At 61.5% G+C, this 24,259-nt stretch carries 22 protein-coding genes; 10 read left to right on the plus strand and 12 right to left on the minus strand.

The window, feature by feature from the left end; translation table 11 throughout:
• Positions 1 to 59: 59 nt before the first annotated feature.
• The 6 genes from ACZCWR_RS13340 (at position 60) to ACZCWR_RS13365 (ending at position 4,937) form a co-directional block, all read left to right on the plus strand.
• Positions 60 to 1,067: a UDP-2,3-diacylglucosamine diphosphatase gene (locus ACZCWR_RS13340; RefSeq protein WP_487301216.1), complete on the plus strand. Its 1,008-nt coding sequence runs from the start codon at positions 60 to 62 to the stop codon at positions 1,065 to 1,067.
• 59 nt (positions 1,068 to 1,126) lie between these two features.
• Positions 1,127 to 2,158: a glycosyltransferase family 4 protein gene (locus ACZCWR_RS13345; protein WP_487301217.1), complete on the plus strand. Its 1,032-nt coding sequence runs from the start codon at positions 1,127 to 1,129 to the stop codon at positions 2,156 to 2,158.
• Complete coding sequence (locus ACZCWR_RS13350; protein ID WP_487301218.1) at positions 2,155 to 2,721, plus strand: diacylglycerol kinase; 567 nt, start codon at positions 2,155 to 2,157, stop codon at positions 2,719 to 2,721. The genes ACZCWR_RS13345 and ACZCWR_RS13350 overlap by 4 nt, the downstream gene beginning before the upstream one ends.
• A 140-nt stretch (positions 2,722 to 2,861) precedes the next feature.
• Positions 2,862 to 3,590: a TetR/AcrR family transcriptional regulator gene (locus ACZCWR_RS13355; protein ID WP_487301219.1), complete on the plus strand. Its 729-nt coding sequence runs from the start codon at positions 2,862 to 2,864 to the stop codon at positions 3,588 to 3,590.
• Between the two features lie 2 nt (positions 3,591 to 3,592).
• The gene (locus ACZCWR_RS13360) at positions 3,593 to 4,177 is read left to right on the plus strand and encodes an LOG family protein (protein ID WP_487301220.1); all 585 of its coding nucleotides are present in this window, start codon (positions 3,593 to 3,595) and stop codon (positions 4,175 to 4,177) included.
• Between the two features lie 13 nt (positions 4,178 to 4,190).
• Positions 4,191 to 4,937 (plus strand): SDR family oxidoreductase, encoded by a 747-nt coding sequence (locus tag ACZCWR_RS13365; protein ID WP_487301221.1) that lies wholly within the window; start codon positions 4,191 to 4,193, stop codon positions 4,935 to 4,937.
• 1 nt (position 4,938) lies between these two features.
• On the opposite strand, the gene ACZCWR_RS13370 is transcribed toward ACZCWR_RS13365, so the two are convergent.
• The 6 genes from ACZCWR_RS13370 to sugE all read right to left on the minus strand — a co-directional run bounded on the left by ACZCWR_RS13370 (position 4,939) and on the right by sugE (position 10,596).
• On the minus strand, positions 4,939 to 5,538 hold the full coding sequence (locus ACZCWR_RS13370) for a DUF924 family protein (protein WP_487301222.1): 600 nt from the start codon (positions 5,536 to 5,538) through the stop codon (positions 4,939 to 4,941).
• Positions 5,535 to 6,266: an alanyl-tRNA editing protein gene (locus tag ACZCWR_RS13375; protein WP_487301223.1), complete on the minus strand. Its 732-nt coding sequence runs from the start codon at positions 6,264 to 6,266 to the stop codon at positions 5,535 to 5,537. Before ACZCWR_RS13375 ends, ACZCWR_RS13370 begins: the two co-directional genes overlap by 4 nt.
• Positions 6,267 to 6,348: 82 nt before the next feature.
• Positions 6,349 to 6,756 carry a group II truncated hemoglobin gene (locus tag ACZCWR_RS13380; protein WP_487301224.1) on the minus strand — a complete coding sequence of 136 codons (408 nt, stop codon included), beginning with the start codon at positions 6,754 to 6,756 and terminating at the stop codon, positions 6,349 to 6,351.
• 19 nt (positions 6,757 to 6,775) lie between these two features.
• Positions 6,776 to 9,367 (minus strand): ABC transporter permease, encoded by a 2,592-nt coding sequence (locus tag ACZCWR_RS13385; protein WP_487301225.1) that lies wholly within the window; start codon positions 9,365 to 9,367, stop codon positions 6,776 to 6,778.
• On the minus strand, positions 9,364 to 9,990 hold the full coding sequence (locus ACZCWR_RS13390; protein ID WP_487301226.1) for a DUF4126 domain-containing protein: 627 nt from the start codon (positions 9,988 to 9,990) through the stop codon (positions 9,364 to 9,366). Before ACZCWR_RS13390 ends, ACZCWR_RS13385 begins: the two co-directional genes overlap by 4 nt.
• A gap of 285 nt (positions 9,991 to 10,275) precedes the next feature.
• Complete coding sequence (gene sugE, locus ACZCWR_RS13395; RefSeq protein WP_487301227.1) at positions 10,276 to 10,596, minus strand: quaternary ammonium compound efflux SMR transporter SugE; 321 nt, start codon at positions 10,594 to 10,596, stop codon at positions 10,276 to 10,278.
• Positions 10,597 to 10,852: 256 nt separating this feature from the next.
• Here sugE and ACZCWR_RS13400 point away from each other — a divergent pair, with 256 nt between their 5' ends.
• Both ACZCWR_RS13400 and cydB read left to right on the plus strand, forming a co-directional pair.
• The gene (locus tag ACZCWR_RS13400; RefSeq protein WP_487301228.1) at positions 10,853 to 12,301 is read left to right on the plus strand and encodes a cytochrome ubiquinol oxidase subunit I; all 1,449 of its coding nucleotides are present in this window, start codon (positions 10,853 to 10,855) and stop codon (positions 12,299 to 12,301) included.
• Between the two features lie 28 nt (positions 12,302 to 12,329).
• Entirely contained in the window at positions 12,330 to 13,337 is a 1,008-nt protein-coding gene (cydB, locus tag ACZCWR_RS13405) for a cytochrome d ubiquinol oxidase subunit II (RefSeq protein WP_487301229.1), read from the plus strand.
• Between the two features lie 121 nt (positions 13,338 to 13,458).
• On the opposite strand, the gene ACZCWR_RS13410 is transcribed toward cydB, so the two are convergent.
• The 4 genes from ACZCWR_RS13410 to ACZCWR_RS13425 all read right to left on the minus strand — a co-directional run bounded on the left by ACZCWR_RS13410 (position 13,459) and on the right by ACZCWR_RS13425 (position 17,072).
• On the minus strand, positions 13,459 to 14,301 hold the full coding sequence (locus ACZCWR_RS13410) for a TIR domain-containing protein (RefSeq protein WP_487301230.1): 843 nt from the start codon (positions 14,299 to 14,301) through the stop codon (positions 13,459 to 13,461).
• A gap of 377 nt (positions 14,302 to 14,678) precedes the next feature.
• On the minus strand, positions 14,679 to 15,152 hold the full coding sequence (locus tag ACZCWR_RS13415; RefSeq protein WP_487301231.1) for a hypothetical protein: 474 nt from the start codon (positions 15,150 to 15,152) through the stop codon (positions 14,679 to 14,681).
• Between the two features lie 31 nt (positions 15,153 to 15,183).
• Entirely contained in the window at positions 15,184 to 15,744 is a 561-nt protein-coding gene (locus ACZCWR_RS13420; RefSeq protein WP_487301232.1) for a peroxiredoxin, read from the minus strand.
• Between the two features lie 35 nt (positions 15,745 to 15,779).
• A complete protein-coding gene (locus tag ACZCWR_RS13425; protein ID WP_487301233.1) occupies positions 15,780 to 17,072 on the minus strand; it encodes an EAL and HDOD domain-containing protein in 1,293 nt (430 codons plus the stop codon).
• 461 nt (positions 17,073 to 17,533) lie between these two features.
• Between ACZCWR_RS13425 and ACZCWR_RS13430 the strand changes: the two genes are divergently transcribed.
• Both ACZCWR_RS13430 and ACZCWR_RS13435 read left to right on the plus strand, forming a co-directional pair.
• Entirely contained in the window at positions 17,534 to 19,420 is a 1,887-nt protein-coding gene (locus ACZCWR_RS13430; RefSeq protein ID WP_487301234.1) for a putative bifunctional diguanylate cyclase/phosphodiesterase, read from the plus strand.
• Positions 19,421 to 19,528: 108 nt separating this feature from the next.
• A complete protein-coding gene (locus tag ACZCWR_RS13435) occupies positions 19,529 to 21,001 on the plus strand; it encodes an HDOD domain-containing protein (protein WP_487301235.1) in 1,473 nt (490 codons plus the stop codon).
• Between the two features lie 830 nt (positions 21,002 to 21,831).
• On the opposite strand, the gene ACZCWR_RS13440 is transcribed toward ACZCWR_RS13435, so the two are convergent.
• Both ACZCWR_RS13440 and ACZCWR_RS13445 read right to left on the minus strand, forming a co-directional pair.
• Positions 21,832 to 22,290, minus strand: a complete 459-nt coding sequence (locus tag ACZCWR_RS13440) for a hypothetical protein (protein ID WP_487301236.1) — start codon at positions 22,288 to 22,290, stop codon at positions 21,832 to 21,834.
• 168 nt (positions 22,291 to 22,458) lie between these two features.
• Complete coding sequence (locus tag ACZCWR_RS13445; protein WP_487301237.1) at positions 22,459 to 24,117, minus strand: methyl-accepting chemotaxis protein; 1,659 nt, start codon at positions 24,115 to 24,117, stop codon at positions 22,459 to 22,461.
• Positions 24,118 to 24,259: the final 142 nt, after the last annotated feature.

Genomic DNA, 24,259 nt, shown 5'->3' on the forward strand with positions numbered 1-24,259 from the left:
CATGGCTCGGTCACGGCCGCGTGGCGCAATGCGCTTACCGCAACCCGACGCGCGAGCCAATGGCCTTGAACTCGACAGTCACTCCGGCAATCGAGCCGACCACGACCCCACGCTCACGGCACTCCAGCCATTCCAGCCATTCCAGCCTTCCCGACTTCCGCGCCGCGCCTTTCGCACTCAAACCCTCCGACTGGCCCGATAGCGCGGAAGCAAGCGCATCGGCGAACGAACCCGAACTCGCGGACGCGCGCCTGAACGCACCCGATCAGGACACCGATACAAGCGACGAACCGCAGCGCTATCGCACCATCTGGCTGTCCGATATCCATCTCGGTTCGGGCGGATGCCAGGCGCCGTATCTGCTGGATTTCCTGCGTCACAACGAGTCGGAATATCTGTATCTGGTGGGCGACATCATCGATGGATGGCAGTTGCGCAAAGGCTGGTTCTGGCCGCAGGCGCACAACGACGTGGTGCAGAAAATTTTGCGCAAGGCGCGCAAGGGCACGCAGGTCGTGTTCATCCCCGGTAATCACGATGAAGCCGCGCGCCAGTTCTGCGATCTCGCGTTCGGTGATATCCACGTGCGCGGCGAAGCGTTCCACACCACGCTCGCGGGCAAGCGCCTGTGGATCGTGCACGGCGATCTGTTCGATGGCGTGATCCAGCACGCCAAATGGCTCGCCTATCTCGGCGACACCGCCTACACCATGATCCTGCTGCTCAACCGCTGGTTCAATCGCGTGCGCACGCGGCTCGGGCTGAACTACTGGTCGCTCTCGCAGTATCTCAAGCATCAGGTGAAGAACGCGGTCAACTTCATCTCGCAGTTCGAGCGCGTGATGACCGACGAAGCGCGCCGCCGCGGCTGCGATGGCGTGGTCTGCGGACACATCCACAAGGCGGAGATTCGCGACATCGACGGCGTGCTCTATTGCAACGACGGCGATTGGGTCGAAAGCCTTTCGGCGCTCGTCGAAACTTACGACGGAGAACTGAAGATCGTCTACTGGACGGTCATGCATTCGCCGCAGGAACGCGTGACCAAAGCGCGCGCCACCGTCTGAAATCACCGCAACTCATCGCAACTGATCGCAACAACAACTCCACACCGGGCCACAAGCTGATGAAAATCATGATCGTTACCGACGCATGGGAGCCGCAAGTGAACGGCGTCGTGCGCACGCTCAAGAACACCACGCGCGAACTCACCGCGCTCGGACACCAGGTGGATTTGCTCACGCCGCTCGAATTCAAGACCATTCCGTGCCCGACGTATCCCGAGATTCGCCTCTCGCTGATGCCGGGCCGCCACGTGAAAGAGCGCATCGATGCCTTCGAGCCGGACGCGCTGCATATTGCGACCGAAGGACCGCTCGGCATGGCCGCGCGTTCGTATGCGCTGCGTCACAAGCTGCCGTTCACGACCGCGTATCACACGCGTTTTCCGGAGTACGTGAAAGCGCGTTTCGGCATTCCGCTTTCGCTGACGTATCGCTTTTTGCACTGGTTCCACAAGCATTCGCAGGCGGTGATGGCGCCCACGCCCGTCGTCAAGACCGACCTCGAAAGCTACGGCTTCACCAACGTCGTGCTGTGGACGCGCGGCGTCGATCTCGACATTTTCCAGCCAATGGATTCGAAAGTGCTCAACACCGCGCGGCCCATCTTCCTTTACGTGGGACGTGTGGCGGTGGAAAAGAACGTCGAGGCGTTTTTGAAGATCGACCTGCCCGGCTCGAAATGGGTCGCGGGCGAAGGTCCGGCGCTGGCCGAACTGAAATCGCGCTACACGAACGTGAACTATCTCGGCGTGCTCTCGCAGCCGGAACTCGCGAAGGTCTATGCCGCCGCCGATGTCTTCGTGTTCCCGAGCCGCACCGATACCTTCGGTCTCGTCCTGCTCGAAGCCATGGCCTGCGGCACGCCGGTCGCGGCCTATCCGGTGACCGGCCCGATCGACGTGCTCGGCACGGACGGCCCCGGCGCGCTCAACAACGATCTGCGCGAAGCGTGCCTCGAAGCGCTTAAAATCGAACGCGCCGATGCCCGCGCATGGGCCGAACGTTTCTCATGGCGCGCGGCATCGGAACAATTCGCATCGCACTTGCGGCAGTTCGGACCGACCGCGCCGAGCACCGACCGGGCGGCCGCATGACGCGACGCGCGCAGGCGCTGGAGCGCGCGGATTCGGAATCGCGCGGCGGCTCGGGACGAATGAGACCGCAAGGCCCGCGCGCGCAAGACCCGTTCGACGACGACCTCGAAGACATGGACGAAACGAGTACCGAGACCCGCGAGCCGCTCGGCCCCGACGATCTGCCCTTCAACCCGTACAAGGGCAATCGCGGCTTCACGCGCGCCTGGCACGCGATGAAGAATTCGATCAACGGCTTTCGCGTCGCCATTCGCGAGGAAAGCGCGTTCCGTCAGGAACTCACGCTCGCGGCCATCCTCCTGCCGTGCAGTCTGTTCGTGCCGGTCTCGCCGGTCGAACGCGTCGCGCTGATTGCGTCCGTGCTGCTGGTGTTGATCGTCGAATTGCTCAATACGAGCGTGGAAGCGGCCATCGATCGTATCTCGCTGGAGCGGCACGAACTCTCCAAGCGCGCGAAGGATTTCGGCAGCGCGGCGGTCATGGTCGCGCTCGGCGTGTGCGTGCTGACGTGGGCATTGATTCTCTGGCCACTTGCATCCGCGTTCGTCTCGCGTATCTTGTAAAGGCGACGCGTGGCTCGCAAGCCGCGCGGGTGCTGCCGAACGACCGGTTTATAATCGTCCGACATTCTCAAAATTACCCACGCAAGCGGACGCGCGCATGCTGATTTGAGCAACCGCAGCCGATGCCAAGGCCGGACGACATGGAAGCCAAACCACCCCGCCGCACCCGCGAACGGATACTCGAACTATCGCTGAAGCTGTTCAACGATATCGGCGAGCCGAACGTCACCACGACGACGATCGCCGAGGAGATGGAAATCAGTCCGGGCAACCTGTACTACCATTTCCGCAACAAAGACGACATCATCAACAGCATCTTCGCGCAGTTCGAACAGCAGATTCAAAAGCGCCTGCGCTTTCCGGACGATCATCGTCCGACCATCGACGAGATGTGGTCGTATCTGCAATACATGGCCGATTTTCTGTGGGCCTACCGCTTTCTTTATCGCGATCTGAACGACCTGCTCGCGCGCAACCGCACGCTGGAAACGCACTTCAAGCAGATCATCACGCACAAGGTTCGCTTCGCGCGGCAACTGTGCGATGCCCTGGTGGCCGATGCCGAGATGGTCGCGACGCCCGAGGAAATCGAAGTCATCGCGACCAACATGGGGCTGCTCGCCACGTACTGGCTGTCCTATCAGTACGTGATGAACCCGCGCAAATACAACGATCAGGATGCGATCCGCGCGGAGCTGCATCAGGCGAGCCTGAATATCATCTCGATCATGGCGCCCTATCTGCGCGGACGTTCGCGACAAATCTTCGACGACCTCGTTTCCGGTAAATTGCCGAAGCGCGAGTTCGCGGATTTTCTGTCCGCGCCGCGCGAAGATACATCGAAGAACGAAACACCCAAGGATTCCTGAGCATGAAAGCTGTCTGCGTTTATTGCGGCTCCTCCAACGGAGCGCGCCCTGTCTATGCCGAAGCGGCGAAAGCCTTCGGCCGCGCACTCGTCGCGCGCGATCTCACGCTGGTCTATGGCGGCGGTCGCGTGGGCCTCATGGGCCTGATCGCCGATGAAGTGCTGGCCGCGGGCGGACGCGCCATCGGCGTGATTCCCGAATTGCTGCTCGCCAAGGAAGTGGGCCACACCGATCTGACGGAACTGATCGTCGTGCCCGACATGCACGAGCGCAAAAAGAAAATGGCCGATCTCGCGGATGCGTTCGTCGCCATGCCCGGCGGAGTCGGCACGTTCGAAGAGTTTTTCGAGGTCTATACGTGGGCGCAACTGGGCTATCACCAGAAGCCGGTCGGTTTGCTCGATGTGAACGGCTACTACGATCCGCTCATGGCGATGCTGCGTCACACCGTCGAGGAAGGCTTCATGCGCGCGCCGTATCTGGACATCATTCAGGTGGCGGCGGAGCCTGACGCGATGCTGGACAAACTCACGCGTTATATCCCGCCCGCCAACGATAAGTGGTCCGAGAAACGCAACGCCGTTTAAGGAAAACAAACGCATGTCCAAAGTCATCCTGATCACCGGCGCGAGCCGTGGCATCGGCCGCTCGGCGGCGCTTCTCGCGGGCGCGCGCGGCTGGTCCGTCGGCGTGAACTACGCGGCCAACCAGAACGCCGCGAACGACACCGTCGCCGCCGTGCAGGCGGCTGGCGGGCGCGCCATCGCCATTCAGGGCGATGTCAGTGACGAAGCCGCGATCATCGCCATGTTCGATGCCACCGAGCAAGCCTTCGGCAAACTCGATGGCGTGGTGAACAACGCGGGTATCGTCGCGCCCGGTTCGGCGCTGGCGGATATGGATATCGCGCGGATGAAGCGCATCTTCGATACCAACGTGCTCGGCGCGTATCTCGTCGCGCGGGAAGCAGCGCGGCGGCTGTCCACGGCGCGCGGCGGCAAGGGCGGATCGCTCGTGAACATTTCGTCGGCGGCGGCGCGGCTCGGCGGTCCGGGCGAGTATGTGGATTACGCCGGATCGAAAGGCGCGATCGATACGCTCACCATCGGGCTTGCGAAGGAATTGGGCCGTGAAGGCGTGCGTGTCAACGCCATCCGGCCGGGCCTGATCGACACGGATATTCACGCGAGCGGCGGCAAGCCGGACCGCGCACAGACGCTTGGCGTGACGACGCCCATCGGCCGGCCGGGCACGGCGGATGAAGTCGGCGAATCGGTCGTGTGGCTGCTGTCGGATGCGTCGTCGTATGTGACGGGCGCGTTGCTGGATGTGGCGGGCGGGCGTTGATTCAAAAGCCGCCGCGCTGTTGAAGCCACGCCGCTTCGTCGGGCGTGGTTTCCCTTCCGAGAATGCGGTTCCGATGCGGAAAGCGCCCGAAGCGTTCGATCACATCGGCATGTTCGCGCGCGTAACGCAGCATGGATTCGACGACGCCAGTCTCTTCCTGAAGCCGCTCGAACAAACGCACGGATTCGCGCTGACTCTCGATGGTTTCATCGTGCTCGAACGGCATGTAGAGAAACGCGCGATGGTAAGCGTCCGGCATGCGCAGATCGTCGTCCGCTTCAACCAGCCTGCGCGCCAATGCCAACGCACGCGCATCGCATGCAAACGCACGCGGCGTATTCCGGTAGCAGTTGCGTGAGAACTGATCGAGCACGACGATCAACGCAAGCGTCGAAAGCGGCTCGCGTTCCCACGATTGCAAGCTGCCCGCGTGCGCTTCGTCGAGCAATGCGCCGAATCGTTCGGTGAGCGTGGCATCGAAGGTGCGCTTTTTCTTCCACCAAACTTTTCGCTCCGTGCCGGATTCCGCGGAACCCGGCGCGCCGAACCAGAAGTCGAGCACCGCCTGCGCACGCGGATCGATGAGCGCTCGAAACGTCACGCGAGTTCCAGCACCAGCCGACGCGTGCGCGCGCTTTTCTTCTCCAGCTTCGCGATACGCAGCACGCCGATCTCGTCCGTGTTGCGCACATGCGTGCCGCCGCACGGCTGCAAATCCACATCCTCGATGCGCAGCAGACGCACGCGGCCCAGACCCATCGGCGGTTTCACGCTCATCGTGCGGACGAGTTCGGGACGCGCGGCCATTTCGTCATCGGTGATCCATTCGGTACGCACCGCGTGCGAAGCGCCGGTCAGTGCGTTGAGCTTCGCTTCCACCGCTTCACGCTCGATCGGCTCGACGGTCGCCAGATCCAGCCGCGCGTAATCCGCCGTGATGCTGCAACCATCGACCGGAAACGGCAACACCGCGCAAATGAGATGGCTCGCCGTGTGCAGGCGCATGTGCCGGTAACGGCGCGTCCAGTCGATTTCGGCGCTCACGCGGTCGCCCACTTTGAGTTTCGCAAGCGCTTCGTCCTGACCGGGCGCGGGGACGTGAACGGCATCGTCGGGCGTCGCGCCTTCGAACTTGGCTTTGCGTGTATCGGCAATCGCGAGCGGCGTGCCGTCCGAGAGGGTGAACGTGCCAACATCGCCCGCCTGACCGCCGCCGAGCGGATAGAACACGGTCTGATCCAGCCGGATGCCGGTTTCGTCGATGGCGATAACCGTCGCGTCGCAGCGCGTTTGATAGGCGTCCTCGCGAAAGAGTGCGCGTGTGCTCATTGCATCGATTCCTTGCTGTGTGGGGTTTCTTGCGATGATGCAGCAGATCCCGCCCCGCTCGCCCGATACAAATCCGCGCGATTCAACCGGGACGGTTGCGCATCCAGTCGGCGGTATCGAAGAAGGACGTGAGCAGGCGTTCGCGCAAATTTTCGTCGATGCCGACGTCCTGCATCGCCCAAACCATGCAGCGCAACCACTGATCGCGCTCGCTCGATGCAATGGCAAACGGCAGATGCCGCGCCCGCAAACGCGGATGCCCGAAGCGGCTGGTGTAGTGATCCGGCCCGCCCATCCAGCCGCACAGAAACCAGAAAGTCTTGTCGCGCGAGTTATCGAGCGTCGGCGGATGCAGCGCGCGGATGCCCGCGAATTCCGGCTCCAGATCCATCAGATCGTAGAAGCGGTCCACCATCGCACGCACGCGTTCTTCGCCGCCGATCAGTTCGAACGCGGTCGGCCTGGCTGCTTCGTCATTCACTTCGGTCATTGAAAACGCTTAGGAAAACTCAGGCATCGCGCAAGGACTGGAGTGCCGGACGCGCCAATACGCGCCGCAGACTGAACCAGCCGCTCAGGGCCGCGCAGGCCACGCCCGCGACGATGCCCGTCGGCACGAGCCACGGATTGAAATCGATATGGAATTCGAACACGCGCGAAGCCAGCACGTAACCGATGCCCTGCGCCCCGAGCGCGGCCATCAGCCCAGACAGCGCGCCCACCGCGACGAATTCCGCCACCTGCACCGAACGCACCTGCGAATGCGATGCGCCCAGCGCGCGCAGGAGCGCCGATTCACGCATGCGCTCGTCGCGCGTGCCGGCAAGCGCCGCGTACAGCACGAGCACGCCCGCCGCGAGCGTGAACAGGAACAGGAACTGCACCGCGCCGATCACCTGCGCGAGCGTGCGCTGAATCTGCGCGAGGATCGGCGTGGTGTCGATGGCGGTGATGTTCGGATATTGCGCGATCAGGCCATCGATCACGCGTTGCTGGTCGCTCGCCAGATGAAAGCTCGTGATGAAGGTGGCGGGCAATCCGGCGAGCGTTTCAGGTGGCAGCAGCACGAAAAAATTCACCTTGAACGAATTCCAGTCGACCTTGCGCACGCTCGTGACCGGCGCTTCCACCGGAATGCCGGCCACGTCGAAGCGCAGCGTATCGCCCATCTTCACGCGAATCGTTTTGGCAATGCCTTCTTCGATCGACACCTGCGGCTTCTTGTCCGTGCCGAACCACGCGCCTTGCGTCACGCGGTTGTCGTCGGGAAGCTGCGTCGTGTACGAGAGATTGAATTCGCGATCGACGAGGCGCTTGGCATCCGCGTTGGCGTAGGTATCGGGATCGATCTGCTTGCCGTCGATGGCGACGAGCCGCCCGCGTATCATCGGCGCGAGCACGGTGTCGGGCTGACCGTGGGCGTGCAGATAATCGAGCACGCCCTTCGACTGGTCCGGCTGAATGTCGATGAGAAACTGGTTCGGCGCATCGGGCGGCGTGGCGTCGCGCCATCCCTTGATGAGATCGTTGCGCGTCATGCCGATCAGCAACAAACACATCAATCCGATGCCGAGCGCGGTGATCTGCAACGCGCTCGACCCGCTGCGGCGCTCCAACGACGCAAGCGCATAACGCCAGCCCACGCCCGCGCGGCTGCGCTCACGCCGCACGTAGCGCGCCGCCGCCCACAGCGCCGCGCGCGCAATCGCGCCGAACAGCACTAGCCCCGCCGCAAACCCGCCCGCGACGATGCCGCCCAGCTTCAGTTCGCCCGCCGCGAGCACGAGCAGCGCGCCGAACAGCAGCACGCCGACGCCGTAAGCCGCATACGCGACGCGCTGTGCATCGCCGATTTCGCGGCGGATCACATGCACCGGTGGCACGCGCGTGAGCGGCAAGAGCGGCGGCAACGCGAAGCCGAGCAGCAGCACGAGACCCATCGCGATACCTTGCAGCGCGGGCCAGACCGTGGGTTGCGGCAATTCGACATCGACGAGCGAACCGAGCCAGTTCAGCAGCACGAGATGGCCGATGAAACCGAGCGCCACGCCCGCCACGCTGCCGATCAGCCCGATCGCCAGGAACTCGTTGAAGAACAACGCGCGCAGCGTGCGCTGACTGACGCCGAGACAACGCATCTGCGCGCAGCCGTCGAGATGCCGCCGCGCGAACCGATGCGCCGCCATCGCGATGGCGACCGCCGCCAGCAGCGCCGTCAACAGCGACACGAGCACAAGGAAGTGGCTCGCGCGATCGATCGTCTGCCGTACCTGCGGCTGCCCGTCCGACAGCGATTCCAGCCCGACGCCGCGCAGCTTGCCGCCATCGGTTTTCGCGCGCGCGAAATCGGCGAACTTGGCGACCTGCGCGTCCGGTCCGGCGACCAACAATCGATAAGTCACGCGGCTGCCGTAGCCGATCAGGCCGGTGCCCGCGACTTCATCGGCGCGCATCATCAGACGCGGCGAAAAGCTCACGAAGGAGAAGCCACGATCCATTTCCCGCGTAATGACGCCCGCCACCGTGAGCGTCTTGGTGCCGACTTTCACGGTGCCGCCGACCTGCGTCTTGAGCGCGTCGAGCAGCGCGGGATCGACCCAGACCGTGCCCGGCGCGGGGATGCTTGTCGCGGGCGCATCCGGCTTGTCGACGCCCGGCGCGATGCGCAACGCGCCGCGCAACGGATAACCCGCCGTGACGCCCTTCACCGCCGCGAGCCGCGACACCGGCTCCGGCGCGGTCGAACTGATCATGCTCGGGAAGATGGTCGTGCCGGCGGTGTCGAGGCCGAGCGTGCGGGCTTCGTCGGAGAACATGGCATCGACGGGATGATCGGCGCGCACCACGAAATCCGCCGCGATCATTTGACGGCCATCGCGCGCCAATCCCTGGCGCATGCGGTCAGCGAGAAAACCGACGCTCGCCAGCGCCGCCACGGCCAGCACCAGCGCGAGCAGCAGCATGGTGAGTTCGCCCGCGCGCCAGTCGCGCGCGGTCATCCGCCATGCCTGACGCGCGATCTGCATGAAACCTAGCCGGATGGCCGGATGAGCGTGGTCTGCCTTGAATGACGCCGGGTCGTTACGGGAAGCCGTGCTCAATCGTGCTTGCTCCCGAGCCGGTTCATCGACGTATGCGAGGGCAACATATGCTTGGCCATGCGTGAAACGCCGCCGTGCACGCCGCGCACCAGACGCGGCAACGCCCAGCCAGCAGCGACCAGAAACACGATCAACATGACGAGGAACAGCAGCGGAACGAACAGCGCCAGCGCGATGCCCGCCAGCACGCCGACATCCTCGGTCGCCGATGCCGCCCAGTTCGACACCGGCTCCGGCGACAGATTGATGAGCGCGCGCGTCCCCGCCTTCGCAAAATGCGATGCCCCGGCGAGCGTGCCGCCCGCGAGCGCGGCGATGGTGAGCATGACGGGATCGGCGTGGCCGAGCGAACCGGCGGCCAGCACCGCGCCGGCCGGAATGCGGATGAAGGTGTGAACGGCGTCCCAGAGCGAATCGAAGGCGGGAATCTTGTCGGCCAGAAATTCGACGATGGCGAGCACGGCCGCCGCGCCGATCACCCACGGCGAACCCAGCACCGCCAGCGAATCCGGCAGGTGGATCAGACCCATGCGCTCGAACAGACCGGCGATGAACACCGTCAGATACAGGCGCAGACCGCTCGCCCACGAAAGGCCCGCTGCGAGCGAAAGTGATTCAAGCATTGCCGCCTCCTGGTGCGCCAGATGCCGGCGTTCGCTGCGCCAGCCAGATCGGTCGCTTGCCGCGGCCTTTTGCTAAAAATCCACTCGGTAGATCACCCGCCCGGAAATGCAGCGCACGATAAGCGTACACCTATTGACAAACCGCGCCGGACGGGCATGTCAGATCATTATATCCACGCAAAAGCGGGCGGTGCAGCAAGAAGAAAAGCGATTGCCGTTCCCGGTGGGCTGGCGCACGATGGTTTTCGGCATCGAAACAACAGGGAACGGCGGGGAAAGTCGGCTTCAGTGGCCGGAAGACATTTTGAGCCCGATCAGTCCGGCCACGATCAGCACGGCGCTCATGATCCGCGCCGCCGACAGCGCCTCGCCCATGAACACGATGCCGAACACGAACGCGCCGACCGCGCCGATGCCCGTCCAGACGGCATAGGCCGTGCCGAGCGGCAGTTGTTTCATCGCGATGGCGAGCAGCACGAAGCTGCCAATGGCGGTGATGATGGTAAAGACGGATGGCCCGAGCCGCGTGAAGCCATCGGACGACTTGAGACCGGCGGCCCACGCCACTTCGAGCAAACCGGCGATGAATAGCAGAAACCAGGACATGGAGAGACTCCCGTGAAAATGGGGCCGTCCCCAACAGAAAAGATGCACACGCGGTCGTCCGCGTGGCTGTAAGCAGTCTGAAATTCTAACAAAAAACGTCAACTTTTGGTCGATCCCGTGACGCGGTGCCGCACGCTTCCTGCCGTTTTCGTAGAAAACCTGTATTAAAGTGAAACGAACCGCCGTGCACGGAACGTTTTCGACGCTGCGCTCGAGATGGCCCGAATTTCCGAAGTTCCGAACTCAAGGAGCATTCATGGGTGTCGATGCAGTCCTGCTCTCCCGTTTTCAGTTCGCCTGGGTCGTCGCCTTCCATATCTTGCTGCCCGCCTTCACGGTCGGGCTGTCGTGCTTTATCGCCACGCTCGAATTCAACTGGTGGGTCACCAAGCGCGATGTCTATCGCCGGTTGTCCGCGTTCTGGCTGAAAATTTTCGCGGTGTCGTTCGGCATGGGCGTGGTGTCGGGCATCGTCATGCCGTTTCAGTTCGGCACCAACTGGAGCCGGTTTTCCGATATGACGGCGAACGTCATCGGCCCGTTGATGGGTTACGAGGTCATCACCGCGTTCTTTCTCGAATCCGCGTTTCTCGGCGTGCTGCTGTTCGGGCGCAAGCTCGTGCCGCAATGGGCGCATGTGATGTCGGCCATTTTCGTGGCGGCGGGCACGGTGATTTCGTCGTTCTGGATTCTCGCGGTCAATAGCTGGATGCAGACGCCGCGCGGCTACAAGATCCTGCCCGATGGCCGCTTCGAAGTAACGAGTTTCTTCGATGCCATCTTCACGCCCTCCTTTCCCTTCCGGCTAGGCCATACGGTAAGCGCGTTTCTGGTCACCGCGGGTTTCGTGATTCTCGGCGTCGGCGCCATGTACTTGCGGCAGCAACGCGCGCTCGAAGAAAGCCGCGTGATGGTGAAGATGTCGCTGATCTTCCTCATCATCATGGTGCCGGTGCAGATGGTGATCGGCGATTCGCACGGCATCAACACGCTCCAGCATCAGCCCGCCAAGCTCGCGGCGATGGAAGGCTTGTGGGAATCCGGCACGCGCATTCCGGCCAATATCTTTTCCATTCCGGATCAGGACGAAGAACGCAACCACTTCGAGATTTCGATTCCGGTACTCGGCAGCCTCTATCTCACGCACGATCCGAACGGTTACGTGCGCGGTCTCAAGGACTTTCCGCGTGAAGATCGGCCGCCCGTGGCCGTGGTGTTCTTCGCGTTCCATATCATGGTCGGCATTGCGCTGCTGATGTTCTTGCTGGTGCTGTCGGGCATCGTGTTGTTCGCACGGGGTAAGCTCGAGGCGAGCACGCGCTGGCTGCGCTTCGCGACGTGGTGCATGCCGCTCGGTTTCATCGCCGTGGTGGCGGGATGGACGACTACCGAGGCGGGCCGTCAGCCGTGGACGGTCTATGGTCTCTTGCGCACGCGCGATTCAGTCACGCCCTCGCTCACCGCCGCCGATGTCGGATTGTCGTGGCTTCTTTACATGCTCGCGTACCTTGTCATCTTCGGTTCGGGGCTGATTTTGTTGCGGCGGATCGTTCGCATCGGTCCGACGGAAGCGGCGCACGGGCACGAAAGCGCGCAACTGGAGCCGAAGTCGCGGGCGGCGCGGCCATTGTCTGCGGTTTCGGCGGGCAGCGGCCGCGCGGGCGCGGTGGCATCGAGCGACGATATCGTCCCGCCGCGCTCATAAAACACAAACGCAAAAACCGGAGAACGCGATGCTCGATCTCGTGCCGTTGTGGGCCGCCATTCTCGCGCTGGCGGTGTTCATGTACGTGTTGCTGGATGGCTTCGATCTGGGCGTCGGCATGATGTTCCTGCTGCGGCGTGATCCCGAATCGCGCAATCTCATGATCAACTCGGTCGCGCCGGTGTGGGACTTCAACGAGACGTGGCTCGTGCTTGGCGGCGGCGGGCTGTTCGCGGTGTTTCCGTTGGCGTTCGCGATCATCGTGCCGGCGGTTTATTTTCCGATTCTGTTCATGCTGCTCGGGTTGATCTTCCGGGGCGTGGCTTTCGAATTCCGCGAAGTGATCGATGCGCGCAAGTGGATCTGGGACGCGGCGTTCGGCGTCGGCTCGCTGCTGGCGACTTTTGCGCAGGGTTGCGTGCTCGGCATGTTCATTCAGGGTTTCCCGATTCAAGGGCGTGCGTTTGTTGGGACGAGTTGGGATTGGGTCGCGCCGTTTCCGCTGCTGGTGGGCGTCGGGCTGATCTTTGGGTATTCGCTGCAGGGCACGACGTGGCTCGTGCTCAAAACCGAAGGCGATTTGCAGCAATGGGCGCGGGGGATGGCGCGTTATGCGTTGCTCGGGGTGATTGCGTTTGTTTTGCTGATTAGCCTTTGGACGCCGTTGAAGGATGCGCGTATCGCGGCGAGGTGGTTTGGGTTTCCGCAAAGTCTGGCGTTTTCGCCGGTGCCGGTGTTGACTGCCTTGCTGGCGTGGACGCTTTGGTCGAGTCTGGCGAAGGGTCGTGAGGTGCTGCCGTTTCTTTGTTCGATCGGGCTGTTCTTTTTGGCGTTCACGGGGCTGGTGATTAGCTTGTGGCCGTTTATCGCGCCGCCGTCGGTTACTTTGTGGGAGGCATCGGCGGCGCCGTTGTCGCATCAGTTTTTGTTGATTGGGACGATGTTTTTGCTGCCTGTGTTGATTATTTATGTGATTTGGTCGTATTGGGTTTTTCGGGGGAAAGTAAGGGGGGATATGGGGTATCACGCCGAATAAACCCGCACGCGCTCAGAGCTTATTCGCCGGATGTCAACAGTAAAATGTTAGTTGCTTCGGCGAGAACTGATGAGGTCAATGCTTTATGTCTCAGTGTTTTCGCGTTACCCCGGTTTCATTTTTAGATGCTGTTCAAATCAACCGAGTAACCAGCCTGACGGAGTTCCCTAGCCAGTTGGTAGCGCCAAGCACCAAATGTATCAAACGGAACATAGACTACACCACTAATATCGTTCGGAGTTTCGATAGCATCTTTGACTAGTGCACAGACGCGGTCGCGTCCGAGTTTACCTATAAGAAACCCATGTTCGAAAACAACGTTTTGTCTGGCACGCGACCTTTGATCGCTTTGACCATATAGTCCACCGACGTCGCACGGTGTATATAAAACAATCGCAAAACCAACATTTGTGTACGATTCAATTTTCTCGATGATCGTCTTCCCGCCACTCGCTTGTTCATGCAAGATAATTGCAGTAAATCCAAGTTTTTCAACAAAGCGCGCAGTTTCAATTTTCGCAAAATCGTCTCTGCCATGAACGATAAATATGTTTTTCAACTCGCTTCGAGAAGCCGGCTTATCTCGGATGGGCACTTCAAGTTGAGCAGGGAAATCAAGGATTTCACCAACTGAACTCAGAACTTTTTTGGTGACATCGAAAACAAAGTTGTCGTTTGCTACGACGAGTGCTTTCGTATAAACAAGCAGGACGCCTGGCGAAACCCTCGACTGAGCCACGCGAAGGAGATCGTCCATCTTTTTTTCCGACATCTTCAGCTTTAGCGATCGGATTTGATCGCGCTTTATATAACGTCCATCAATGTAGATGTGGCCACCATTTTTGTATGGAATGACGACCAACTTTTTAATTTCTTCGAGATCCGTACCATCAAACTCGTAGCGAATAGCATATCTTCCTTTGCCATCTTTTTCATCCGTTTCTACAATTATGTGGTAATACATCTGATAGGCACTCGTCCGTTATGGAAATTGCAAGCATGCTGCCGGTCCAACCGAGATGCTTACGCCGCGTAACTATAACGGAACCAAGCGCGTACGACAAACCTCAACAATACTGCTGAGGGGCAGGATTATATTGATCTATCACTCACGCAATATTTCTTAACAAAGTCACCGGATTCAGAAGACTGGTCGCTTAAGCTAGGCAGTTATCGTGTCGACACACGGTCCCAATAGGATGAAAGCGGACTTTTCTTTGGCCAGAAGCAATGATGACACCAACATTAAACAATTTCTTTATCATTGCACGCCAAGTCTTAACTCTCGTAAAACGCTCGATCATGCTAATCGCTGCGACATGGTCTAAGCGATGCACATCCTCAAAGCCTCTCCGCCGCCGCCAGCCCCAAAATCCGCGCCCACTTATGCGCCTCTCCGCGATCCTCCATCGGCAACACCCATTCAGCGTGCTTCGCATCCTTAACATCGAGCAAAACGCGCCAAGCACCACCCGCTTCCTCCGCACGCGCACCGCGCAAATCCGCGAAGATATAGCTGCCGGTTTCATCGCGCAGACGCACATCGCAGAGACGCTTTTGCGATGCCACCCGCACCCCGCCCCACTCGCGCTTCAACTCATGCGTCCAGTCCCCGTTGCTCCCTTTGGGCACATTCGGCGCGATCTCCCGCCGGCTCGCCAGCCACCGCATGATCGCGGCGGCGACAATCGCAATCGCCACGACCGCCGCGCCCACCGCCACACCCAAACCGAAATGCGCGTGGATCGTATCGAACGACCACACCGCGCCGTAAATCACCAACGCCACGACCACCAGACCGACGACGATCGGCATGTCTCAATCCCCCGTCACATCTTCACGAACGTTACTGCGCCTTGTGTTTCGCATTCCAGTCGCGCAACGCCTGCAACGTGTTCGCCACGTGCTGATCCGGCGACAAACTCGTGTATTCGTAGATGATCTTCCCATCCGGCGCGATCACATACGACACGCGATTCGCCATCGACGCTTTCATCGGCAAAGAAGCGTCATACGACTTGATGATCTTCGAATCCGCATCGGCGGCGACCGGGAATTTGCTGCGGCATTCGCTCACGGAAAATTTCTTGAGCGTGTCGATGTCATCATGCGATACACCGATCACCGTCGCACCTTCAGCCTTGTATTGATCGACGGCCTCGGCAAATTCATGCGCCTCGATCGTGCAGCCCTTGGTGAACGCCGCCGGGTAAAAGTACAGAACGACCGGGCCTTTCTTGAGCGCATCGGCGAGCGAATAGTCGTACACATTGCCGCCGAGCGATGCCGGCGCGCTGAATGCCGGTGCAGCATCGCCCGGCTTGAGCGTGGCGGATGCCGTGAGCGGACACAGCGCCCAAACCAGACCGAGCGCCGCGATGGCCGATCCAACCTTTGCCAGTTTCATGTTCATCCGAACTCCTTACGATGTCGTTTGCATGCTCAGGCCGAATCCTGCTCCGCTTGCTGCTTCGCGAACCACTCGGCCGCATCGACCTGAAGATTGGCCAACGCCGCAGGCGTGACCGTGTCGAGCGCCGGATACGCGAGACGCACCGCATCGATGGCGGCGGCATCGCCACGCTCCGCTGCCTGCGCGATGTTGAGCAGCGCGCCGAGTTCACCTTCGCCATCGAGAATCGCGGCGCGGATCGGCGCTGCCAGATGGAGCTTATCGAGAATTTCGGCCGGCTGCATGTTCAGCACGACATGGACCAATGAAAAGATGCCAGTCATGAAGGCCGCTTCGGCGAACGCGTCATCGGTTTCGCGCAAGGCGCGCGCCAGCAGTTCCATGAAACGCGCGCGCGTGCCGACCAGTTGCAGCAGCGGGTCCGAGCGCCACGGCAGATTGCGGCCTTCGGCGTAGAGCAACAACTGCGTCCAGCGCGTGAGCTGACGCGTGCCGGTCGCCGCGATCGCCTCGCGCAACGACGAGATCACCCGCCCGCGCGAGAACGCGCTCGAATTGGCCAGACGCATCAATTGCACGACGATATCCGGATTGCGCTTGAGTTCGGCTTCCAGTTCATGCATGCCGGGATCGGCGACGAGCACGGACAAAAGGCGCATCAACGCGCCGCGCGCAGGACTCGCCCGACGCGCCGACAACACCTGCGGACGCGCGAAGAAATACCCCTGAAAGTAATCGAAGCCCAGCCGTTTGACATGCGCGAATTCTTCGGTGGTCTCGACCTTCTCCGCCAGCAGCCGCTTGCCCGCGCGCTTAACGGTACGCGCCAGTTCCGGCAGCTTCGCGCGGTCGATACCCAGCAGATCCACCTTCACGATGTCCACCAGCGGCAGCACGCGTAAAAACGTGGCATCGATACCGACCACATCGTCCAGCGCGAGACTAAAGCCTGCGCCACGCAACTGTTCGAGGCGACGCAGCAAGGCATCGTCGAACTCGATGGTTTCCAGCAGTTCCAGCACGAAGCGCTGCGGCTGCATGAGATGCACGATGTCGTCGAACAACAGTTCGCGGCTCATGTTCACGTAGCCGAGATGCGTGCCCAGCACCGCCGACACGCCGAGTTCGCCCACCGTGCGCGCGACGACATGGGCGGTGGCCTGCACGTCGTCATGAAACTGCGCGCGGTTTTCGGGGCTGTCGCGGAACAGCAGTTCGTAGGCGATCAGCGCGCCGTTGACATCGAGAATGGGCTGACGTCCGACATAGACGCGCTCGCCTTGCGGATCGGCGCCCGCGCGCTTCAACTGAGTGTGAGGCATGACATGACGCGCAAAAGGTCAGGCAACCGGCGCGCGAATGCGGCATCGGGCGAAGAATCCGGCGCAGGCGCTTTCACGCGGGCCGGCGATGTGAGGTGAGCTGTCATGACTTGAGTCGAGCCGAACGCTTCTCTTTATCGGACGACGATGCGTGCTCCTTAAGGGTTTTCCGCGCAAAAAGGCCGGTTGGACGCTGCATCCGGAAATAGGCGTGGATTAAACGTCTATTTCACAGCGGACATCATACGCAAGTCAAATCGACAAATTATCGACACGTCATGCTGCAAAGCGGCACGAGCGCTTTGTCCCGCTAAAGAAAACACACGGTTCGCCGTTAATCCGCCTGATAGAGCGCGCCGCATGACTGCGGTGGCGTCCCGGCCTGCAAGCCCTGTAAAGGGGTTTGCCGCGCCGCCTTCGGTCAACCCGGGGCGTGCGTTGCCGTCAGAACCTAACAGACCATGCAAGCGAACCGGATCACTGTCTCTCGCCGCCCGAACTGGCGCACCGCACTCGATGCGCTGCGTCGCGTCTGGCTGAGCGCCGCGCGTGACCGGCGTCCGGCAGCGGCGGCAGCGCCCGAAAGCGTTGCGCCGCCAGCGCCGGTGCTTCCAGTCACGCCCGCCGCCGTCATTCAAAAAACCGCGCCCGCACTCGACGCCGCCCTGGGCGCGGTCGATTTCCTCGCCCAGCTCGACGATGCCCTGCGCTTCGTTCACGTCTCGGATGCGAGCATCGCGTTTATCGGCTATCACCGCGACTATCTGAGCATGCTGACGCTGCACGATCTCGTGCCGTCCGAGGAAGCCGACGAACTGCATGCGCTGGTCGTGCGCGCACGCGCCAGCGGCAAGCTCGAATCCGCGACGCTGCATGTGGTCAAGTCGCTGACCTATCCGATCTGCGTCGAGCTGCGGCTCGTTTCGACTGCCGCGTCCGGCACGCCCGGCTTCGCGCTCGCCGCGTTCGACGTCACGCACTGGCGCGAGCGCGAAACCAATCTGCTGCACACGCTCAACCACGACGCGCTGACGGGTCTGCCCAACGCCGCCGCGCTGACCGTGGACATCGAAAACGAACAGGCCGAAGCCGAACGCACGCGCACGCAGACCGCGCTCGTGCTGCTCGATCTCGACGAATATCGACGCATCAACCGCGCCTTGGGTTATGACGCGGGCGACGACATGCTGCGCGAAACCGCGCGGCGCATCCAGCACGCGGCGGGACACGGCGAGCGCGTGGCACGCATTTCCGGCGATGAATTCGCGGTGCTGCTGCCCGCCGGGGCATCGGCGGAAGCAGCGGAGCAACTCGGGCGGCGGCTGTTGACGGCCATCGCGCAGCCGTACCGCTTTCGCGGCCAGCACACGCATTTGTCGGCGAGCGTGGGCGTGGCGCTGTATCCCGACTACGCCGCCGCCGACAAGCCGGGGCGCGCGCGGCGCGGCATCGACGCGAGTCTCTTGCGCATGGCCGATCACGCACTGGCGCAGGCCAAGGAAGCGGGCGGCAACACGCTCGTGTTCCATACCGCCGACGAAGACCCCGCCGACGCCGAACGCCTGAAGCTCGAAGCCGACCTGTACGAAGCCGTGCGCAACGGCGAGTTCTCGCTGCACTTCCAGCCGATCACGAAGACGGATACGAGCGCGGTGGTCGGTGTGGAAGCGCTGATGCGCTGGCATCATCCGGTGCACGGGCTGGTGCCGCCGACGACCTTCATCCCGCTCGCGGAAGCCATCGGACTCATCAACTATCTGGGCAACTGGGTGCTGAAGGCCGCGTGCATGCAGATCGTGCAGTGGGATTCGATCGGCATCCGGCTGGATTACGTGTCGGTCAACGTGTCGCCGCAGCAGTTCCGCGACAAGCGTTTCGTCGCGGGTGTGAAGGAAGCGCTGGCGTTGACGGGCATCGGCGCGGAACGGCTGGTGTTCGAAATCACCGAAAGCTTGCTGATGCACGACCCGGAGGAAGCCCGGCGGTTGCTGGAAGAAATGACGGCCTTCGGCATTCGCTTCGCCATCGACGATTTCGGTACGGGTTACTCGAGCCTCGCTTATTTGCAGCGCTTTCCGCTTTCAAAGCTCAAGATTGACCGCAGCTTTGTCGTGAACCTGATTACGTCCCACAACGATCGCGCGATCGTGAGCGCCGTCGTGGGGCTGGCGCAGTCGCTCGGGCTTGAGATCGTGGCGGAAGGCGTGGAGACGGAGGAGCAGCGCGATCTGCTCGCCGCGATGGGCGCGGAATACATTCAGGGCTGGCTGATCAGCCGGGCGTTGCCGTCGGACGAACTGGCGTCGTCGTTCCAGTCGCACTCGCTGGTGCTGCACGAGACATCATGAGCGGCCATGTCCCGATGCCGGTAGCGTTCCGGCGCGGGATGCCGAATTAGCAGGTTGAGCAGGGCCGTGACGGGCGACCGTCGCGCAACGATAGGTTCTTTTTCACGCATGGCACGCACCAAGGCCGAACTACTGGACAAGTTGTGGGGGCGCATGAGCGAGCGCGGGGATTTCCCCATGCTGTCTCAGGCGCTGCGCACGACCGTGTCCGCGATGAACGACGACGACCTCGACTTCACGTCCCTCGTGCAGGTCGTGCTGTCGGACGTCGGTCTCACGCAGAAGGTGCTGCGCCTCGCCAACTCGGCCATGTACGTGGCCTTCGGCGGCGACATCACCACCGTCACGCGGGCGCTCATGGTGCTCGGCATGGACGCGGTCGGTCATCTGGTCGTGGGCCTCAAACTGGTCGATCACTTCCATCAGAGCGCGCCGCGCCGCATCGACGCGAAACTGGAACTCAACCGCACGTTGCTTTCGGGCGCGGTCGCGCGGCAACTGACCGAACACAAGGACATGCGTTCCGCCGAGGAAGCGGTCGTCTGCACGTTGATGCGGCAGATCGGCAAGCTGCTGGTCGCGTTCTATCTGGAACACGAATGGGATCAGTTGCGCCGCAAGGCTGCGGCCGAGAACATCAGCGACAGCCACGCGTGTTCGGAACTGCTGGGCGTGACGTTCGATGAAATCGGTCTCGAAGCCGCCGAGCGCTGGCGCTTGCCGGAGACCATCCGCGAAGGCATGCGCGCGACCGATCCGGCCGCGCCCGAAGACGAATCCGTGCCGAAGCACGTGCGCTGGCTGCGCGCCATTTCCAACTATTCGTCCGAAGTCGCGGATGCGCTCATCGCGCAAAGCACGACCGAGGAACGCCGCGAGCCGGTGCTCTCCGAGATCGCGCAACGCTACAGCGGCGCGCTGAATACCGATGTCGACGTGCTGACCTCGATGAGCCTCGCGCTCGCCAACGAGGAAGGCGCGGAAGGCGTGATGAACGAGATCACCGAACTGAAGGCCAACGCGGACGCCATGGCGCGCGTGGATATTTCGGCGGAGGTGCGCATCAACGCGAGCACGGCGGATTTACGGACGATGCCATCGAAGAATGCGTTGCCGAACGCGCTCGCGTTGGCGTCGGAAGCGATGCTCGCGGGGTTGCATCTTTCGCGCATGGTGGTGTTTGTGCGTCAGCCGAATCATGAGTTTCAGGCGCGTGTGGCCATTGGTGCGGGCCTTGAAGCGATGCAATCGGAATTGCGCTTTTCCGGCGATTTCCGGCCGGATGTGTTTCATCTGGCCATCACGCATCCGGTGGGGATTTTCATCGAGAATGCACACGATGCGCGGATCGATGCGCGCTTGCCGAAGTGGTACAAGGATACGCTCGGGGAGGCGCAGGCCTTCGTGCTGCTACCCGTGAAGATGAACGACAACACGGTTGCGCTCGTGTATGGCGATTGGACTAATCCTCAGAATGTGCGGAAGATTTCTGCGCCTGAAATGAGTTCGCTTAATGAAATGACGCGGGAGCTTGGGCGGTTTTTTGCTGGGTCCGATTGGAAGGAAGTGGCGCTTATTTGAAGCGCGGGTGTTTTTGGTTTTGTTTCTCGTGCAAAGGGCTGCTGTTGTTTGTGTCTTTATTGCAGTAGCCGCCTCCCCGGCGGGGGGGTAACTTTCTTTGCTGCTGCAAAGAAAGTCACCAAAGAAAGCAGCTTTTACCCCCATGCACGCTGGCTGGAAAGGGTGGTCTGGTTTAACGAGACAGTGGTCGCAATAGGACGTCCTTCGTTTGCCTAAGCACATGGGCAACCTCGCGATTTCGCGCTCGAATCCTTGAGTCTTAGTGGACCGCATTCATTCTTTCGGCCATGCGCTGCGCGCGCCGAGAACCTAAGAACGGAATCCCGCAGCGTATGAGCGCCCAGCCACATCACACCGCATCGCACCTCTCCCATTGGGCCCTACCTTGGTAAGCGCTTCTGGGCAAAGTGCACCTCCCAACGCAAATCACTTTAGTCGGAGCACTAACCAAGGTAGGACCGAATAGCAATCTTGCGGGGAAGCGTGATGTGGCTGGGCGCTTATAGGCTGCGGGGTTCCGTTCTAAAGCTCTCGGCGCGCGTAGCGCATGGCCGAAGGAATGAATGCGGTCCACTGAGACCAAAGGATTCGAGCGCGAAATCGCAAGGTTGCCCACACGCTTAACGAAACGTAGGGCATCCTATTGCGGCCACTGCATCCGTTAATCCAGACCAACCCTTTCCAGCCATCGTGCATGGGTTAAAAAGCTGCTTTCTTTGGTGACTTTCTTTGCAGCAGCAAAGAAAGTTACCCCCCCGCCGGGGAGGCGGCTACTGCAATAAAAACACAAACAACAGCAGCCCCTTGCACGACAAAACAGCCAATAAACATCAGCAAGTCAAAATCGCCACCGCCTGATCCCCATACCGCACAACATACCCCCCATTACCCCGCTGCCAAGCCAGCGCCTCAACCTCGCTAGCAAACCAGTTCTTCTCGAAGTCATTAAACGCACCCGCATCCAGCCGATAACGGTCAATGCACGCTACCGGTTGCATATCGATATCAGACTTGCAGGCATCCCAATTCGCATAACCAAGCTCGACGGCGAGCATCGCCAAAAGATGCTTCAGTTGCAGCGCGCCGCGTGTCGCATTGAGATCAGCGAGCCTTCGCAAAGGCGTGATCTGCGATGCAAGCAACCTCCGCAACACAGGCATGGAAGCAGCAGTATCCCCATCACGCACCAGACGCAGCAAACGCCTCGCATGCTCGCGCAAATAATCGCTATTGGAAACGGAAGAAGAAATCGGACAGGATGTAGACCACATGACGTTGTTCCTTTGCATGAGCCGTTCTCGCTGCGGCTGAAAAGGTTCGACGTTATGGTTCGATCCAGTTGATGCGCGCCTTCGGAACATCAAGACACGCTTCGAACAACACGACAGATGCGGAAGGCTTTCGCGAGAACGGGCGCCCTGTCGCACCCGACCGCGATTCTAAACCGATGCAAGTCGTCAAGACAACTGAAACTTGCCAACCAAATCCTTCAACGCGCGCGCCTGATCGTCAAGCGATTGCGCGGCAGCAGCCGCTTCCTCGACAAGCGCCGCGTTCTGCTGCGTGCCCGCGTCCATGTGCGAAACCGCGTGGCCGATTTCCTCGATGCCCGTCTTCTGCTCCGCCGACGCCGCCGAAATCTCGTTCATGATGTCCGTCACACGACGCACCGCGCGCACGACTTCCTCCATCGTGGCACCCGCTTCCTGCGCGTAAGCCGAGCCATCCGATGCACGCGCAACAGACGCACCGATCAACTGCTTGATCTCCTTCGCCGCCGCCGACGATCGTTGCGCGAGTCCACGCACTTCGCCCGCGACCACCGCGAAACCGCGCCCTTCCTCGCCCGCGCGCGCCGCTTCGACCGCCGCGTTCAGCGCCAAGATATTCGTCTGAAACGCGATGCCCTCGATCACGCCAATGATGTCGCCAATACTCTTGGCGCTCGCATCGATACGCTGCATGGTTTCGACCACGCGGCCGACCACCGCGCCGCCCTTCTCCGCGATCTGCGAGGCATTGCGCGCGAGATTGCTGGCCTGCACGGCGTTGTCGGCATTCTGACGCACGGTGGACGTGAGTTCTTCCATGCTCGCCGCAGTCTTCTCCAGCGCGCTCGCCTGCTCCTCCGTGCGGCGCGACAGATCGATATTCCCCGTCGAAATTTGCGTCGATGCCGATGCAATCGCCCCCGCGCTCTCCGCGATTTCGCCGACCGTCACGCACAGACCCGACTGCATCACGGACAACGCGTGCAGCACGCTGCCGTCATCGCGCTTCTTCAATTTGATGCGGTACGACAGATCGCCCGAAGCAATCCGCCGCGCGATGTTCTTCGCATAACCCGGCTCGCCGCCAAGTTGCCGCGAAAGCCGCCGCACGACCCATTCGGACACCACCGTCGCAAGTACAAACAGCGCCAGCGTGAGCACCGTCAGCATCACCAGCGACGAATGGAAGATGAAACCTGCCGCGTCGATGGTCGCCTTCGCGGCCTGCGCACGGCGCGCGACGAGGTCATCGACAGTCTTTTCCAGCTTGCCGGTTTCCACCAGCAGCGACACGTCCTGCGTGCCGACTTGCCAGTTCATCTGCGAAAGATCGAGCGGCTGCTCCTTCACGAGCTTCACGAACGCGCGCAGGTTGTCGCTCCACTTGGCGAGGGCATCGGCGAAACGCTTTTGTTGCGTGAGGGCTTCGGTGTCGGTGGCATCGACGAAATGCGCAAGCTGTGTCTGATCGTTCGCGATCGCCGTGAGCGCCTGTTCGATCTGGCTGCCGAGTTCGTCGCGCTCCTTCGCTGTCGATGCGGTCAGCAGCATTTTCTGCGAACGGCTCGCGCGCAGCAGGTCGGCGCGCGCTTCTTCCGCCGCGCGGCTCGCGACCACGCCTTGCGTGTAGATGGATTCGGTGGTGCCCTTCAGACGCGTGATCTGCGTGAGCGAAATCGCGCCGATGACGAGCGTGCCCGCCACCAGCACGCCAAACGCGATGCGCAGCGAAGTCTTGACGCTCGGGCCATGCGCCGTATGCGCGCCCTTTCCATGCGCCGATGCAGCGCCGGCTTGCGGAAGAAAACCCGCGTCGCTCGATGCGCGCGGCGAGAACAGTTTCATCGATCGATCCCCGAATGGATGAGTCATCGGTGACGCGTCTTTCGCGCGTTACACCGCATCTCGTTGCTTACGGCAGGCATCGGCCGATACTTGAATCGTCGTGTCCGATTCGCGACAAACCTTGGCAGGACAACGCAACGCG

It is taken from the genome of Caballeronia sp. A2-2, from assembly GCF_057612605.2.

What these genes read in the sequence shown, in the direction of transcription:
- ACZCWR_RS13340 (WP_487301216.1), top strand. Translation starts at nt 60, where the DNA reads ATGGCCTTGAACTCGACAGTCACTCCGGCAATCGAGCCGACCACGACC.
- ACZCWR_RS13345 (WP_487301217.1), top strand. Translation starts at nt 1,127, where the DNA reads ATGAAAATCATGATCGTTACCGACGCATGGGAGCCGCAAGTGAACGGC.
- ACZCWR_RS13350 (WP_487301218.1), top strand. Translation starts at nt 2,155, where the DNA reads ATGACGCGACGCGCGCAGGCGCTGGAGCGCGCGGATTCGGAATCGCGC.
- ACZCWR_RS13355 (WP_487301219.1), top strand. Translation starts at nt 2,862, where the DNA reads ATGGAAGCCAAACCACCCCGCCGCACCCGCGAACGGATACTCGAACTA.
- ACZCWR_RS13360 (WP_487301220.1), top strand. Translation starts at nt 3,593, where the DNA reads ATGAAAGCTGTCTGCGTTTATTGCGGCTCCTCCAACGGAGCGCGCCCT.
- ACZCWR_RS13365 (WP_487301221.1), top strand. Translation starts at nt 4,191, where the DNA reads ATGTCCAAAGTCATCCTGATCACCGGCGCGAGCCGTGGCATCGGCCGC.
- ACZCWR_RS13375 (WP_487301223.1), bottom strand. Translation starts at nt 6,266, where the DNA reads ATGAGCACACGCGCACTCTTTCGCGAGGACGCCTATCAAACGCGCTGC.
- ACZCWR_RS13380 (WP_487301224.1), bottom strand. Translation starts at nt 6,756, where the DNA reads ATGACCGAAGTGAATGACGAAGCAGCCAGGCCGACCGCGTTCGAACTG.
- ACZCWR_RS13390 (WP_487301226.1), bottom strand. Translation starts at nt 9,990, where the DNA reads ATGCTTGAATCACTTTCGCTCGCAGCGGGCCTTTCGTGGGCGAGCGGT.
- sugE (WP_487301227.1), bottom strand. Translation starts at nt 10,596, where the DNA reads ATGTCCTGGTTTCTGCTATTCATCGCCGGTTTGCTCGAAGTGGCGTGG.
- ACZCWR_RS13400 (WP_487301228.1), top strand. Translation starts at nt 10,853, where the DNA reads ATGGGTGTCGATGCAGTCCTGCTCTCCCGTTTTCAGTTCGCCTGGGTC.
- cydB (WP_487301229.1), top strand. Translation starts at nt 12,330, where the DNA reads ATGCTCGATCTCGTGCCGTTGTGGGCCGCCATTCTCGCGCTGGCGGTG.
- ACZCWR_RS13410 (WP_487301230.1), bottom strand. Translation starts at nt 14,301, where the DNA reads ATGTATTACCACATAATTGTAGAAACGGATGAAAAAGATGGCAAAGGA.
- ACZCWR_RS13415 (WP_487301231.1), bottom strand. Translation starts at nt 15,152, where the DNA reads ATGCCGATCGTCGTCGGTCTGGTGGTCGTGGCGTTGGTGATTTACGGC.
- ACZCWR_RS13420 (WP_487301232.1), bottom strand. Translation starts at nt 15,744, where the DNA reads ATGAAACTGGCAAAGGTTGGATCGGCCATCGCGGCGCTCGGTCTGGTT.
- ACZCWR_RS13425 (WP_487301233.1), bottom strand. Translation starts at nt 17,072, where the DNA reads ATGCCTCACACTCAGTTGAAGCGCGCGGGCGCCGATCCGCAAGGCGAG.
- ACZCWR_RS13430 (WP_487301234.1), top strand. Translation starts at nt 17,534, where the DNA reads ATGCAAGCGAACCGGATCACTGTCTCTCGCCGCCCGAACTGGCGCACC.
- ACZCWR_RS13435 (WP_487301235.1), top strand. Translation starts at nt 19,529, where the DNA reads ATGGCACGCACCAAGGCCGAACTACTGGACAAGTTGTGGGGGCGCATG.
- ACZCWR_RS13440 (WP_487301236.1), bottom strand. Translation starts at nt 22,290, where the DNA reads ATGCAAAGGAACAACGTCATGTGGTCTACATCCTGTCCGATTTCTTCT.
- ACZCWR_RS13445 (WP_487301237.1), bottom strand. Translation starts at nt 24,117, where the DNA reads ATGAAACTGTTCTCGCCGCGCGCATCGAGCGACGCGGGTTTTCTTCCG.